Source organism: Arcicella rosea (assembly GCF_014204325.1).
In the GTDB taxonomy this organism is placed as follows: domain Bacteria; phylum Bacteroidota; class Bacteroidia; order Cytophagales; family Spirosomataceae; genus Arcicella; species Arcicella rosea_A.
The window spans coordinates 36,624-51,005 of sequence record NZ_JACHKT010000018.1 but is presented as its reverse complement, the minus strand read 5'-3'; the positions used below and the strand labels follow the sequence as shown (position 1 = coordinate 51,005).

14 protein-coding genes are annotated in these 14,382 nt (G+C 33.2%); 2 read left to right on the top strand and 12 right to left on the bottom strand.

Annotation, left to right across the window (positions count from 1 at the left end; all coding sequences use genetic code 11):
- Positions 1 to 218 precede the first annotated feature (218 nt).
- Complete coding sequence (gene lolA1 / locus HNP25_RS12850) at positions 219 to 854, top strand: outer membrane lipoprotein periplasmic chaperone LolA1 (protein WP_229202858.1); 636 nt, start codon at positions 219 to 221, stop codon at positions 852 to 854.
- Between the two features lie 129 nt (positions 855 to 983).
- Here lolA1 and HNP25_RS12845 read toward each other — a convergent pair whose 3' ends face one another.
- The 12 genes from HNP25_RS12845 to asnS all read right to left on the bottom strand — a co-directional run bounded on the left by HNP25_RS12845 (position 984) and on the right by asnS (position 12,424).
- Positions 984 to 1,775: a sterol desaturase family protein gene (locus HNP25_RS12845; protein WP_221432464.1), complete on the bottom strand. Its 792-nt coding sequence runs from the start codon at positions 1,773 to 1,775 to the stop codon at positions 984 to 986.
- 225 nt (positions 1,776 to 2,000) lie between these two features.
- Positions 2,001 to 3,308, bottom strand: coding sequence for a UDP-N-acetylglucosamine 1-carboxyvinyltransferase (gene murA, locus HNP25_RS12840; RefSeq protein WP_184134697.1), 1,308 nt, complete (start codon positions 3,306 to 3,308; stop codon positions 2,001 to 2,003).
- 65 nt (positions 3,309 to 3,373) lie between these two features.
- On the bottom strand, positions 3,374 to 4,213 hold the full coding sequence (locus HNP25_RS12835; protein ID WP_229202857.1) for a DUF4290 domain-containing protein: 840 nt from the start codon (positions 4,211 to 4,213) through the stop codon (positions 3,374 to 3,376).
- A gap of 41 nt (positions 4,214 to 4,254) precedes the next feature.
- Positions 4,255 to 4,614: a diacylglycerol kinase family protein gene (locus HNP25_RS12830; RefSeq protein WP_184134695.1), complete on the bottom strand. Its 360-nt coding sequence runs from the start codon at positions 4,612 to 4,614 to the stop codon at positions 4,255 to 4,257.
- A 17-nt stretch (positions 4,615 to 4,631) separates the two neighbouring features.
- Positions 4,632 to 5,288, bottom strand: a complete 657-nt coding sequence (locus HNP25_RS12825; RefSeq protein ID WP_184134694.1) for a DUF1361 domain-containing protein — start codon at positions 5,286 to 5,288, stop codon at positions 4,632 to 4,634.
- A gap of 393 nt (positions 5,289 to 5,681) precedes the next feature.
- The gene (locus HNP25_RS12820) at positions 5,682 to 7,175 is read right to left on the bottom strand and encodes a DUF4153 domain-containing protein (RefSeq protein ID WP_184134692.1); all 1,494 of its coding nucleotides are present in this window, start codon (positions 7,173 to 7,175) and stop codon (positions 5,682 to 5,684) included.
- A 79-nt stretch (positions 7,176 to 7,254) separates the two neighbouring features.
- Positions 7,255 to 7,554, bottom strand: coding sequence for a winged helix-turn-helix domain-containing protein (locus tag HNP25_RS12815; RefSeq protein ID WP_184134691.1), 300 nt, complete (start codon positions 7,552 to 7,554; stop codon positions 7,255 to 7,257).
- A 49-nt stretch (positions 7,555 to 7,603) separates the two neighbouring features.
- Entirely contained in the window at positions 7,604 to 8,215 is a 612-nt protein-coding gene (locus HNP25_RS12810; RefSeq protein WP_221432463.1) for a hypothetical protein, read from the bottom strand.
- A 68-nt stretch (positions 8,216 to 8,283) separates the two neighbouring features.
- Positions 8,284 to 8,931 carry a hypothetical protein gene (locus HNP25_RS12805; protein ID WP_184134687.1) on the bottom strand — a complete coding sequence of 216 codons (648 nt, stop codon included), beginning with the start codon at positions 8,929 to 8,931 and terminating at the stop codon, positions 8,284 to 8,286.
- 1 nt (position 8,932) lies between these two features.
- Positions 8,933 to 10,354, bottom strand: coding sequence for an ATP-binding protein (locus HNP25_RS12800; protein ID WP_184134685.1), 1,422 nt, complete (start codon positions 10,352 to 10,354; stop codon positions 8,933 to 8,935).
- Between the two features lie 84 nt (positions 10,355 to 10,438).
- The gene (locus HNP25_RS12795; RefSeq protein WP_184134684.1) at positions 10,439 to 10,903 is read right to left on the bottom strand and encodes a nuclear transport factor 2 family protein; all 465 of its coding nucleotides are present in this window, start codon (positions 10,901 to 10,903) and stop codon (positions 10,439 to 10,441) included.
- A gap of 90 nt (positions 10,904 to 10,993) precedes the next feature.
- Complete coding sequence (asnS, locus tag HNP25_RS12790; protein ID WP_221432462.1) at positions 10,994 to 12,424, bottom strand: asparagine--tRNA ligase; 1,431 nt, start codon at positions 12,422 to 12,424, stop codon at positions 10,994 to 10,996.
- 440 nt (positions 12,425 to 12,864) lie between these two features.
- Here asnS and rpoN point away from each other — a divergent pair, with 440 nt between their 5' ends.
- Positions 12,865 to 14,322 (top strand): RNA polymerase factor sigma-54, encoded by a 1,458-nt coding sequence (gene rpoN, locus HNP25_RS12785; RefSeq protein WP_184134682.1) that lies wholly within the window; start codon positions 12,865 to 12,867, stop codon positions 14,320 to 14,322.
- Positions 14,323 to 14,382: the final 60 nt, after the last annotated feature.

The window sequence follows — 14,382 nt, the reverse complement described above, 5'->3', positions numbered from 1 at the left end:
GCAAAGATAAAGTTTCTAATTTGAAATTTTGCATGAAAGCGACGTAACCGCTTTAAATTCGATAGTATTAAAAAATAAGGTTGTTAAATCATTAAATCAATCCTTGGATTGATGGAAATTATGAACTTTTTAAGCACCTTTGTGTTTTTATAACGATTGTGTTAAACCATACTTTACTTGTTTTGTCCAAACGAAAGCAAAATAAAATATATTACAAAATGATGAACAAAAACATTTTTTTACTTGCCATTTGCCTAATAATTAATGTAATAGGGGTAAAAGCTCAGGATTCAAAGGCTGGAGTGATTATCGATGCAATGCAGAAAAAGTACAAATCAATGAAAGCATTTAGTGCTTCATTTGCATACGGTGCTGATGGCTCAACACAAGTATTACAAGGAAATATTACGGTAAAAGGTCAGAAATATCGTTTAAAAACGAGTGGTCAGGAGATTTATAATAATGGAAAAGAAGTTTCTACTTATATTAAAGAAACAAATGAAGTAAACATTTCTGATTATGAACCATCTGATAATGATTTGAATCCTTCTAAAATTTATTCATTTGATAAAAAAGGATTTCGTTATGTGTTTATCCAAGAAGTAAAAGAAGGTGCTGAAACTTATGAAGTAATTGAACTTTCACCTGAGAAAAAAGGAACACAGGTTTCAAAAGTTAAAATTAAATTGAATAAAAAAGACAAATCTGTAAAAAGTTGGACTATCACTGATAAAAGTGGCAAGCGTCAAACTTTTAAAGTAAGCAATTTTGTACCGAATGTTCCCGTTGATGATAAATACTTTGTATTTGATAAAAGTAAATTTCCAGGCGTTGAGGTTAATGATTTGAGATAGGTTTGTAGAGAAAAAAGACATAAGAAACAAGATAAAAGACTGAGTTCTTCATTTTGTTTCTCTAGCAAATAGTGAAGGGTTAAATTTGAGATAATTATCTGCTCAAATTTAACCCTTCACTGTTTTTGTTTACATTTCTTCTCTTTCTTCAAATTCCTTAGTGAAATTAGGGCTTTCGGTTTTGCCTAATTTATCCCAAAAAGTGAAGTATAATCCGTAATTGTAGCGATAATACTTGTGATGATGGCTGTGATGTGTCGCTCCAATCATGTATTTCCCAACAAGATTTCCAAATATATTTTTCGGATAAATTTCTATGTCTAAATGATTGATGGCTGCCGTAATGGTCATAATCGTCAGGTGAATCACAATCGCATAAATGTGCATCGGAAGGACGATAACAATAGCGGGCATAATCAGAGCTTCTAATACTCCTTCGATAGGATGAAAAGAAAAGGCTGTCCAAGCAGAAGTGATTTTACTTTCGTGGTGAACATGATGTACAATTTTGTAAATCTTGGGTTGGTGCATCCAACGGTGAAGCCAATAATAGTACGTTTCGTGAATAAACATTGAAACAATAATACTGACAGGAATCCACCAAATCGGAAATTCGTTGACATCAAGATAGATATGAGTGAGTCCTTTCTGCCAAAGTATCGCTGCCAAAGAGCCAATCACGGAGAAAATCAAAGCTGTTAGCATCGACCAAAACATTTCTTCTCTAAATTGTTTTGGGGGATATTTTTTTTTATTCAGTTTGCGTTTTTCCCATTCTTTTGATTTCCACACATAAAAATAAAGGTGAAAAATACTTGCTAACAGAAAGTAGCGAAAGACAACAATGGCAAAAATCGAAAGGGTAAGCCAGAAAAAAACAATCGGTTCAGTAAAGTCGAAATTAAATACATTTTGTATCATGTAGTAAGAATTATGAATTAAGAGTGGTGGGTTTTAAAATTAAATAATTGATTATCAATATATTAATTTTAATTTTGTCACTCCATATTTTACGTATGCTTAATACAATCAACTTTACCGAACCGAAAATGTTTTAAAAAGCTTTAAGCTAAAAGCTGTCAGTCGTTGGCAGATGAATGACAGTACAAGTAATCACTAACTCACTAAATCACTCATTCACAACTATTAAAGTCTTACAATCTCAGCACCGATGGCATTCAAACGAGTATCAATGTTTTGATAACCTCTATCAATTTGCTCGATGTTTTCGATGATTGAAGTACCTTTTGCAGACATTGCAGCGATTAATAATGAAACCCCAGCACGAATATCTGGTGAAGTCATTCTGATACCTCTTAATTGTTGTTGACGATTTAAACCAACTACTGTTGCTCTGTGCGGGTCGCAAAGGATAATCTGAGCACCCATTTCAATCAATTTATCTACAAAGAACAAACGGCTTTCAAACATTTTTTGATGAATCAATACCGTTCCTTTTGCCTGAATTGCCGTCACTAAAACGATACTTAGTAAATCTGGCGTGAAACCGGGCCAAGGATGATCTGAAACTGTTAGCATCGAACCATCAATAAAAGTTTCTAATTCGTAATGTTCTTGTGAAGGAACATAAATATCGTCGCCTCTGATTTCTAATTTAATTCCTAACTTTTGGAATACTAAAGGAATAATGCCTAAATCAGGAATTGAACAATTTTTAATCGTGATTTCAGATTGAGTCATTGCTGCCATACCGATAAACGAACCAATTTCAATCATATCAGGAAGCATGGTATGCTCTGTTCCGTTCAAAGATTCAACGCCTTCAATCGTCAATAAATTTGAACCAACTCCAGTGATTTTAGCACCCATTCTATTCAACATTTTACAAAGTTGTTGCAAGTATGGCTCGCAAGCTGCGTTGTAAATCGTCGTTGTTCCTTCTGCCAAAACTGCTGCCATTACGATATTGGCTGTACCTGTAACAGAAGCTTCGTCTAAAAGCATGTAAGCTCCTTTCAAATGAGAAGCATCTACTTCGTAAATTCCACCTTCTTCTTGGCTGTAATTGAATTTTGCACCCAATTTCATAAAACCATAAAAGTGTGTATCTAATCTACGACGACCAATTTTGTCACCTCCTGGCGAAGGAATTCGCCCTTTTTTGAAGCGTGCCAATGTTGGACCCAATAACATGACCGAACCACGAAGAGCCGCCGCTTTTCTTTTGTAAGTTTCTGAATTTAAGTAATCTAAGTTTACTTCAGAGGCATCAAATTTTACCGAAGATTCTGCCATGCGAGTACAACGAACGCCCATATCGCCAAGTAGGTCGATTAATTGATTCACATCTCTGATATTCGGAATGTTATGAATCGTTACGGGTTCTTTCGTTAATACTACTGCACACAAAATTTGTAATGCTTCGTTTTTTGCTCCTTGCGGAATAATTTCGCCTTTCATTTGGCGACTACCAGTTACTTTGAATGATGCCATGTTTAAACCTTAAATTGTCTATCTATCATTTGAGATAAGTATTTTGGATTTACCTAAATCAAAAACTATCTTCTATTGCGATTGTTGCTGTTATTATTATTGTTGTTACGATTGTCATTTCTGCCACCACCGTTATTGTTGTTACGATTGTCGCTTCTACCACCGTTATTTCTGGTGTCTGTACCACCACGATTACCGTCGTTTCTTCCTCCGAAATTCTGACGAGCACCACTATTGTTATTGCGACTGTCATTTCTACCACCACTACTTACATGTGTGTTTGGTGGTGTTGGACGATTGTTCGCATTGCGTAAGTTTCCTAATGATGAATGTCCAGAAATAGCATGAACAATAGGAGCGAGCGTATTGTTAGAAATCTCAAGAATGTGTCCCCAAATTACTTCATCATCAACTACTTCACGATTCCAGTTTTGATAGAATGTTTTCATCAAACGAGCGATGTGTGCAACCAAAATACGTTTTTCATTATCGTCAGTTTCTGCAATGGCTCTTACAATTAATAATTCAACATTACGACCATAATAACGATAGCGTAATTGATGCGTATTATAAGGAACAGTTTTTGGAAGTTTACCAACAGCATCGGGTGATGGTGGAGGAAAAGGACTATCAACATCCAACTTAAAGTTTGACATGATGTATAAATCATCCCAAAGTTTGTTGGTATAATCTTGCGTATCACGCATATTTGGGTGAACCTGACGCATCAATTCAACCAATAAATAAGCATATTTGGTACGTTTTTCTCTATCTTGAACCGTTAGGATATGGTTCACTAATTTCTGGACGTTGGTTCCGTATTCTTTCATGATATAATAAGGACGATTTCGGTATTCGTCGTGAATGGCTGTTGCTAAAAGGCAAAAATAGGAATATTTATTCAATGAATTTCTGAAAGCCTTAAAACTTTCAGCAAGATGAATATTTATAACGAAAGTTTAGGGAAAAAGATGATAATTCCTACGATTATAGCAAAGATTGACGCAATTAGAACCGCAGCAGCAGCAACATCTTTGGCTTTGCCTGCCAATGGGTGAAAATCTGGAGAAGCCAAATCTACCAAAGCTTCAATGGAGGTATTGATGGCTTCCAAAATCCAGACTAAAGCGATTGCTAGTGCAATCCAAAGCCATTCCTGATTAGAAAGTTCAACATAAATTCCTGCTGAAATAACCACAATACTTGCTAAAAGATGAATTCTTGCATTGTTTTCAGAAATTATCATCGAGCGTATTCCTTTAATGGCAAATGAAGTACTTTTTATGAATTTCTGAAAATCAATCATTTTTTTTTGTGTTAAAATTACTGGTCATTCAAATGAATTAAACTGTGAAGCATACAATAAGCCAAACCTATAAAAACCGAAAATTCGAAGGTCATTAAAATAGCCGTTGGATTACTGAACGAATGTAAAACATATTTTAATAATGCCACAGGATGAGTAAACAAATCCCAAGAATTAAAACGTTGAATTCTTCCTAAAAATATTCCATATCCAGAAAGTACTACAGATGAGATTATAAAAATCATGCTCCAATACTTCGAAAATGTAGTTGCCCAAATTTTCTGAATCCAATACAAAGAAAGCAAGCCACAAATTAAACTCACAAAAGCAAAAGTATAAATCATGATTTGATGGTGCCAATACGAATTGCCATTATATGGATAAAGATGCACTAAATCGGTAATAATGTAAGGAGCATTTGGGAAAAACAATAGCCATAAAAGGCTATAAATCATTATTTTATTTTTTGAAAGGACTTTAGTTTTGATTTGTTTATTCATGTACAAAACAATAAAAAGGGGAATCCAAGCCAGAAATAAATTCCAATTAATTCCTATCAGATAAGTATTATGAAGTACGATGGCTTCAAAAAGGAATAATAATACTGCTAAAGCTGACATCAGCCCCAAATTGAAAAGTACTTGTTGTCGATTACTCTCTTTGTAAATCTTCATGTTTGTGTTTGAAATAAAATAGATTGTAAAAACAACTATTGACTAATGAGTAAAAAAAGAATAATGAAAAAATAGAAACAAAATCCTTGATTGATTTAAAGATGGAAACTTTTGAAGAAGTAATATCCACCATCAGAGATGTTAAAAAATAACAACAGCATATTGCAAAATAATAATAGGTTTTTAAATCGACCCTTTTGAAATAGCTAATTAAAAACAGGCATGGTTCAACAAATAATAATTGAACAAAAAGCGGGATGAGGACAAAAAAATAGATTGCCGCTGTAAGTTCTTTATCAAAATGAAATCCATCGTTAAAAATGTTAAAGACAAAATAAATGATAAAAGATACCAAGCCTGTTAAGATAGGCGATAGAACAAATGCTTTTACTCTCATTGTTTATTTAATTGTTTAAAAATCTGTTCATCAGCATAATTCCAAGATTGCCATTGTTTGGCTTTGTATTGTTTTTCAAAGGCTTCAATTTGTTTCAGAATAAATACTCTTTGTGTAATAATAGGTGCAGATTTGTAGTATTCATTTTCTTTTAAATAGGTGTAATCGAACACTTTGGTATCAAGATTTACTTTTGGATGTATCAATAATGTTTTTAATGCAGGCAAAGTATTGTCGCTGAGATTCAGTAAATAAGTTACGTCTAACTGACTCGCTTTGTGGATATTATAGGAAGCAATGAGGCTATCCCAATTTGTGAAACTGCTTGTAATTAACAAGAAGTAAGCAAACCAAGAATTTTTTCTTAATAAAAACCAAATCGTTTTTTGATGAAGTACTTTCCAGAAAGTGCTGATAAGTCCTGCCATCGTCAATATCAAGAAAACATATACGCCGATTCTTTTATGGGTTAATCCGAATTCGTTGATATACAATTGATTTTTGAAAATGACTCCGATGAGTAAAAGCGTATTTTGGAAAACCCAGATATAAGCAAGTCTTTTTAACCACTGATTTCTTGAATAAAAATTCTGGTTGGCTCTGAAATAATATAAAATAATGCTGATAGCGAGAATAGCACTGAAAATCAACGTATTTACTCCTTGATGCACATAAGCCGAGTGATGAAGTCCTTTGGGTAATTTCTGATCTGAGAAAATGACAGAAAAATCAACAAAATTGAAAAAAAGTAAGAGTAAATTCAGCATTGAAAATACGATAATACCTTTTGTATTTTCAACTTTTAGAATCGTTAATTGGAAAATCTTTTTCTCTTTTTGTTTATTTCTAATTAAAGTATTGGGTAAAGTAATATCCCATTCCGTTAGTTGTTGACCAAAAAATTGGTAATAAATACCAGCACTCATCATTGTTCCAACCAGAAAAAATAAGCAAAACTGCAAAGAAATAATATCTTTTGGTAATTGGAAATAACTGCCAAATTCAGGGTTTGCAGAAGCATATAATAAATAAAACACAAAAGTGATTAACAGCGGAATAATATAAAATGCTGTAGTTTTCTGAATAGTAAAACCTTTCTTTTCCAACTTTTTCTGATTTAATATGTATTCGTCAAAGTTTTCAAATGTGATTTTGAAAGATGAAAAAGCGATGGAAACAAATCCCTTCAAGAAACCAATATAAACACTGCTATCTTGATGATTACTTACTCCAATTAATAAAGTTAAAGAACAGAAATTTGCTATCATTGAAAGATTTGAATGATGAAAAACAATCATTCCTGCTGATAAAACACTACCAATAGCTACAATTTGCCATGTTTTGTTTTTGATTAAATCAGGCTGAAAAATTAGCATTCCAACGATGACGATAATTGTAAAAACCAAGAAATTAATTCCTGCAGATTGTTGATAAAACAAATAGCTATAAGCTATTGAAGTAAAGGCTAATAATGTTTTTCTGTTGTTCATGGCTGTAAGTCGCAAATTGCTTTGAATTTCAAAGTGAAAATTGATTAAAAAAACGAATGCAAAAGATTCGTTGAATTGATTATAAAGTGCCTTTAATAAGTGCTTCAAGAGCGTTGAGATGTTCTTGAAAAGCTTGCTTTCCTTCGGCAGTTGCTTGAAAGGAAGTATTCGGTTTTTTACCTATAAAAGCTTTTCGTACTTGGATATATTTTTCTTTTTCTAATGCGGTAATGTGTGAAGCTAAATTCCCATCAGTAACGTTGAGCGTCTCTTTAAATTCACTAAAATCCACCCAATCGTTCACCATTAAGATAGACATCACGCCAAGCCTTACACGGTTTTCAAAGGATTTATTTATGTTAGAAATAATAGTTTGCATAATATTCAATCTGATAATTTTAGGTAAAAACAATTATCAAATTTTCAAATCAAGATTCATATTTACGGTACATCACAATGCCATAAATAATGTGTAATGCCCCAAAGCCAATTGCCCAAAATAACAAACCAAGCTTCCATTGGTCTAAAAAAGCACATAATAAGCCCAAAACTATTTCGATATAGCCAAGAAAACGAAGTTCATCATAAGTATATTTTGAAGCGTTTACGATAGCCAATCCGTAGAAAATTAGTGTGGTAGCATCTATTAAATGCGGTGCATGTTTCAATAAAATTAAACTAAACAAACCTCCCGACACCAAAGGAACTGCTATACTACTTAGTAGTCTTTTTGAAGTACTCGTCCAAATACTTAAACCTCTGCGTTTGGCACTTCTAAGGCTGAAATAGCTTGCAAAACTAAGAGAAAGTAGCAAGACAACGATTCCGTCTATTAAAATATATTTTAATAGAGGAGTATTATCCTGTAAATTAATATAATTGGATGGATAGTCTGCAAGGATTCTTTGATAGGCCAAATAAGCACCCACCAAAGCAAAAGAGCCTGCAAATACTCCCGATAGACCACTAAAGGAAATAAATCGGCTTGAACGTTCCATCATTGAACGTATGTCAGAAATATCTTGTAGATGTTGGTTCATGTTTTTCAAATTACTTTGTATTGCAAAGTAAATTATGAAAAAATAAAATTCCAAATATTTTTGAAATTTTATTGAAGATTAAGATTTCTTAGTGTCATTTCGTAGGCGGTTACGTATTCTTTTGCAGGTTCTGGCTCTAAACCAAACTCAATGGCTTTGATTCGTTCTGAAATATATTTTTTACGCCAGTCTTTCACATAATTTAAGCCTAAAATATCAATCATCTCTTCTATACGTTTTATTAGATTTTCATCAAGGATTGGATTTGGATAAAAAATATGTTCTTCGTGATTATAGGCTAATAATTCAAATGGATTATAATTTGAACTGTCTGGTTTCAGAATATTATCTGAGGCTTTCGTACTTTTCTTTCGGTTGATTTTACTTTCAACCATCAATAAATTATCCCATAACCATGCTTTATTATCTTTTAGACTTTCGTCAAAATGCTCTAATTCACCAAAATGAAAAGGTATTGAATTTACATACCGCCCATCTTCCGACCATTTATCTTGTTCAAAACCATTGAGTAAAATAGCTTTTTCAGTATAAGCACAGAGACCATTTTGGCAATGGTAAAGATTCATTACAATATCTTTATAGAACTCAAATGCACTTGAATTATACTTTGGATGTTTTTGATGATTATTTTCTAAGGCTTCTTCCCATGTTTTATAAGCCTTAGAAAGTATGGTAGATTTATCAATTTTTCTCATTTTACTTTAATTCCCAATTTAAAAGTGTAGCCAATTTTTTATACTCTTCAAATTTTTCTTTCTTTTTTTCCAAACTCAAATGATTGTGTTTCAACTGACTTTCTAAAGTTGCAATACGAACTAATTGTTTGTTTCTCAAATCATTACCTTCTTGGTCTAAATCAAATACTTTTTGTAAAATGCCTGTCCAAGTCAAATATTGAGGATAGATTGTATAATTATCTACGTTTCTGCCTTTTTCCTTGTCATAATATAGCTCTTGATATACATAGCCTTCGTCATTGAACTTCAATTCAACAATTTCCCAAGGTTCAAAAGACGAAGCCACTAAAGGCGAATGGGTAGCAAAGAAAAGCTGACAATTATGAGTAAGTGATTTATAAAAATCTACGATTTTTAACTGAATATTTGGGTAAAGAGAACATTCTGGCTCATCAAAAAGAATAATAAGATTGTCAGGTTTAAGTGAATATAGAGGGAGTCCAGTAAAAATAACCTGTTTAGTTCCACTACTAAGGAAAGGGTTTGGGACTTCAACCCCATTAATCGTTTCAATTTTTATTGAGCTAATATCTTCTGTTTTTTGAAAATCAAGTTTTGTTCTAACTTGTAAGTTAAATTCATTTAGCAAAGAATCTAAATACTCAGCAAGTTTGAAGATTGGATTTATATTAGATTTTTGCCAGTTATTAAAATCTTCGACTGTTTTTAAAATTTTATATTGATCAGATAATGAGTTTTGTATTACTTCAGACATTTTAATTCGCTCTTTAATTTCTTGTTCTCTGTAAGAAGTAAGCACATTGTTTATTTTTTGCCATATTTCATTGAAATCTAAGTTTGCTATTTTTATAATGTTTGAATTATTATCAATACTAATTTTTGAAGAATTTTTCTCATTTTCTATTTGCTTAAAACTCAAACCAGCTTCATAATTTATGAGTTCTTTTTTCTTATGATTATATTTCTCAAGAAATATTTCGACATTTCCATCATCTAACATTTCTTGATTGTTAAATACAGAGACTTTAGAAGAATATCCATTTTGAGTAATTTCTACTAATTCGTTTACAATAACAAGTTCATTGAATCTGTCTTTAGAATTTTCAATAACTACTATTTTACCCAAAAAACTTTCAGGTATTATTTTATTTTTTTCATTACTACTGTAAACCCAGCTTTTAGGAGGGTTGTTATCTGTAAAGGTGTGTCGAATATGTTGACCATACGGTATGTCAATTTTACTTTCGATTAATGATGAGATTAAATTTAGAATTGAAGTCTTTCCAGTCCCGCTTTGTCCAATAAAACATACTTTATCCAAAGCTTGTCCAGCTTTTGGATGTCCTTCTGGATAAGTTAAATCCAAACGGAAGTCTTTAAATTGATTGTATTCTTTGATATATAATTCTGTAACTTTCATGGAGTCTGTTTCGTATTTCTGATGCAAAATAATTAAAAAAGGTCAGCTTTCTGGGCTGACCTCTAAAAATCTTAGTTTTATATCTTATTCACACTTCCGACGAGTATCAGCCAATGCAATAATTTTCCAACCGTTTTCGGTTTTGTAAAATTGAAAGGCGTCCACGCCGCAGTGTTGGCGTTTGCCGTTTACATACAATTCGTAGGGAGTCCAAGCGGTAGCCATGTTTCCGTCAATCCTGATTTCGTAACTTAATACTCTTTCTTCAATTTGTACATTGGCTGGTAAAGAACCAATTTGCTTCACAAAACCGTCGATGTTTTCTTCGGTTGTCAGAGCCATAACATTGGTTTTACGGTTAATGCCAATCGATTGCATTCGGGCAGTGGGATGAAAGGTAGCACGAATCATCGTTGAATCGTGTTTTTGCATTCCAGTAAACAATTGTTCAACGACAGCTTGAACCGCTTTTTCTTCCGAATTTTGAGCAGTAAGAGCGAAAGTAATTCCCAAGAAAAGAAGTAAAAAGGAAAGAGATTTTTTCAGCATAAGTAATTGAGTGATTTAATGAATGAGTGATTTAGTAATCAATTTACTAAAAAAAATCACTCATTCGCTAAATCACTCACTCACAATTGTTTAAAATTCCGCTGATTTTGGAGTACGTGGGAAAGGAATTACGTCACGGATGTTGGTCATTCCTGTTACAAACATTACCAAACGCTCGAAACCAATACCAAAACCTGAGTGCGGTGCTGTTCCGAACTGACGAGTTTCTAAGTACCACCAAATAGTATCTTCGTGGATGCCTACATCTTTGGTACGTTGTAATAATTTTTCATAATTATCTTCACGCTGAGAACCACCAATGATTTCGCCAATGCCCGGGAACAATACGTCCATCGCACGAACTGTCTTTCCATCTTCGTCCAATTTCATGTAAAATGCTTTGATGTCTTTTGGATAGTTGGTCAAAATCACTGGTTTTTTGAAGTGTTTTTCTACCAAATAACGCTCGTGTTCTGATTGTAAATCAATTCCCCACTGAACTGGATATTGGAATTTACCTTCTTTATGGCGTTTCGATGATAATAAAATCTGAATCGCTTCGGTATAAGTCAATTTTACGTACTCGTTATCAACTACAAAACGAAGTTTTTCAACTAAAGCCAATTCCGAACGTTCTTCGGCTTTTTTCGTTTTTTCTTCGTCTTTCAAACGATTTTCAAGGAAAGCTAAATCGTCGGCACAGTTTTCTAAAGCATAATTAATAACATACTTTGTAAAATCTTCTGCCAAACGCATATTGTCTTCTAATTCATAGAAAGCAACTTCTGGTTCAATCATCCAGAATTCAGCTAAGTGACGAGCAGTATTTGAATTTTCAGCACGGAAAGTAGGTCCAAAAGTATAAACTTTCGATAAAGCCATCGCTCCCAATTCGCCTTCCAATTGTCCAGAAACCGTTAAATTAGTTTCTTTTCCGAAGAAATCTTCTTTGTAGTTTACAGAACCATCTTCGTTCAATGGCGGATTTTTCGGATCTAATGTTGTTACATGAAACATTTCACCAGCACCTTCTGCATCCGAACCTGTAATGATTGGCGTATGTAAATAGAAGAATCCGTTGTCGTTAAAATATTGATGAATCGCAAATGCCAACGAGTGACGAATACGAAGAATGGCTGAAAAAGTATTAGTACGTGGACGCAAGTGAGCGATTTCACGCAAGAATTCCAACGAGTGTTTTTTCGGTTGTAAAGGATATTTCTCTGGGTCGGCTGTGCCATAAACCTGAGCCGTTTTTACTTGTAATTCTACTCTTTGTCCCGAACCTTTTGATTCAATAAGCGTACCCGAAACGGCAACACAAGAACCCGTCGTAATTAATTTAAGTGTATCTTCATCAATTACGCCCGGCTCTGCAACTGCCTGAATATTATGAATTACTGAACCGTCATTGATATTAATAAAAATTACATTTGGTTGTACACGTTTCGTTCTTACCCAACCTTTTACAGTTATTTCTTCGCCAACAAGGGCTTCGGCTAAAATTTGCTTGATTTGCATTGCTATAATTTCGGATTTTGGATTCTTAGTTTGCCTTTGAACAAACTTAAACCACTCGTATTAATCATTTTATAAGTTTCAAAATTACTTACAATTCTTACAATTACCGAATCGGAGTGTGTTTTTCGTGGTTTATAATTCAATACTTGTACTTTATCAAGATAAAAGAGTGGATGTTCTCGATTCTAGAATCTTTGTTTTATGAATCTATTTTTATTTAAAATGAGTTAACAAAGGCGTAAACTTTACATGGTTGCGATGTGTAAAATTTTGATTATTAATAATTTGTCTATTTTTAGCTGAAATAGTTTAATAATTGTGTCAGTTTTGTTATTTATTTCAATAAATTTGGCAAGATAGTTGATAAGGCTGTCGGTTTTGGTTTTCATCAACACAATAACCAAGAAAATTTACGATTACGCAATCACTTTTATTGATTTATGCAGAAACTTAGTCTTAATCAAAGCCTTCAGCAAAGGTTATCTCCTCAGCAAATTCAGTTTATCAAACTGTTGCAGATACCAACTTTTGAATTATCCGCTCGGATTGAGGAGGAGTTAGAAATAAATCCTGCTTTAGAAGAAGGTGCTGAAATTGAAGTAAGAGAAGCCGATGAATACGATGATGATTTTGATGATTACGCTGACGAAGAATTTAAGGAATATGATGATAGAGATATTGATGTAGAGTCGTATTTGAGTGATGATTATAATGGCTATAAAATGCAAGGCGATGGAAATTCGGATGATGAAGATAGAGAGATGCCCATTGCCATGACTTCAAGTTTAAATGACCATTTGATAGACCAATTAGGTTTTTTGAAGCTAGACGAACAACAAGAAATTATTGGGAAACAGTTGATTGGTTCAATTGAAACAGATGGATATATTCGCCGACCCTTGCAAGCTGTAGTGAACGACTTGGCCTTTACACAAGGAATTTATACAACCATCGAAGAGATTGAAGTAGTTTTAAAGCAAATACAAACTTTTGACCCTGCTGGCATTGCGGCTAGAGATTTACAAGAATGTCTTTTGCTACAATTAGATAGAAAAGATGTTCATGACCCTTTTGTGCAAGATGCCATTAGGATTATTGAAGATAGTTTTGAAGAATTTTCAAAAAAACATTACGATAAAATTCAAAAACGCTTAGGAATTGATGATGAAGAATTGAAACAAACCATCAAACTCATCACTAAATTAAATCCTAGGCCTGGTGCTGCCGAAGAAGACGGCGGAGTAGTTCAGTTCTTATTGCCAGATTATATTTTAACCAATTCAAATGGGAAATTAGAACTTTATTTGAATGCCAAAAATGCTCCAGAACTCAGAGTTAGCCATTCCTTTCATGAAATGTTGGATACTTATGATAAGAGTGATAAAAATAACAAAGCCATTAAAGAAACTGTTACTTTTATTAAACAGAAATTAGATTCGGCAAAATGGTTTATTGATGCCATCAAACAAAGACAAAATACTTTGCTGAGAACGATGAAAGCTATTTTGGACTATCAAAAAGAGTTTTTCTTGACAGGTGATGAATCTAAATTGCGACCAATGATTTTGAAAGATATTGCCACACAAATTGATATGGATATTTCAACGGTTTCGAGGGTGGCAAGTAGTAAATCGGTTCAAACAGAATTTGGCTTGTATCCTTTAAAATACTTTTTTTCTGAAGGTATTGCTACAGATTCAGGAGAAGATGTTTCAAGCCGTGAAGTAAAAAATATTTTGAAAGAATTAATTGATAATGAATCTAAAAAGAATCCGCTTTCTGATGATAAATTAGAAAAATTTCTGAATGAAAAAGGCTATAATATCGCCAGAAGAACCGTTGCTAAATATCGTGAACAATTAAATATACCAGTGGCGAGGCTTAGGAAGCAGTTGTGAGGAGGCTTTCAGTCGTCAGCTTTCAGCTTTCGGCAATATTATTCTGTAAAAAAAAACTTA

Excerpts from the sequence above, each read along its gene's own strand:
- lolA1 (WP_229202858.1), top strand. The coding sequence starts at position 219 with ATGATGAACAAAAACATTTTTTTACTTGCCATTTGCCTAATAATTAAT.
- HNP25_RS12845 (WP_221432464.1), bottom strand. The coding sequence starts at position 1,775 with ATGATACAAAATGTATTTAATTTCGACTTTACTGAACCGATTGTTTTT.
- murA (WP_184134697.1), bottom strand. The coding sequence starts at position 3,308 with ATGGCATCATTCAAAGTAACTGGTAGTCGCCAAATGAAAGGCGAAATT.
- HNP25_RS12830 (WP_184134695.1), bottom strand. The coding sequence starts at position 4,614 with ATGATTGATTTTCAGAAATTCATAAAAAGTACTTCATTTGCCATTAAA.
- HNP25_RS12825 (WP_184134694.1), bottom strand. The coding sequence starts at position 5,288 with ATGAAGATTTACAAAGAGAGTAATCGACAACAAGTACTTTTCAATTTG.
- HNP25_RS12820 (WP_184134692.1), bottom strand. The coding sequence starts at position 7,175 with ATGAACAACAGAAAAACATTATTAGCCTTTACTTCAATAGCTTATAGC.
- HNP25_RS12815 (WP_184134691.1), bottom strand. The coding sequence starts at position 7,554 with ATGCAAACTATTATTTCTAACATAAATAAATCCTTTGAAAACCGTGTA.
- HNP25_RS12810 (WP_221432463.1), bottom strand. The coding sequence starts at position 8,215 with ATGAACCAACATCTACAAGATATTTCTGACATACGTTCAATGATGGAA.
- HNP25_RS12805 (WP_184134687.1), bottom strand. The coding sequence starts at position 8,931 with ATGAGAAAAATTGATAAATCTACCATACTTTCTAAGGCTTATAAAACA.
- HNP25_RS12800 (WP_184134685.1), bottom strand. The coding sequence starts at position 10,354 with ATGAAAGTTACAGAATTATATATCAAAGAATACAATCAATTTAAAGAC.
- HNP25_RS12795 (WP_184134684.1), bottom strand. The coding sequence starts at position 10,903 with ATGCTGAAAAAATCTCTTTCCTTTTTACTTCTTTTCTTGGGAATTACT.
- asnS (WP_221432462.1), bottom strand. The coding sequence starts at position 12,424 with ATGCAAATCAAGCAAATTTTAGCCGAAGCCCTTGTTGGCGAAGAAATA.
- rpoN (WP_184134682.1), top strand. The coding sequence starts at position 12,865 with ATGCAGAAACTTAGTCTTAATCAAAGCCTTCAGCAAAGGTTATCTCCT.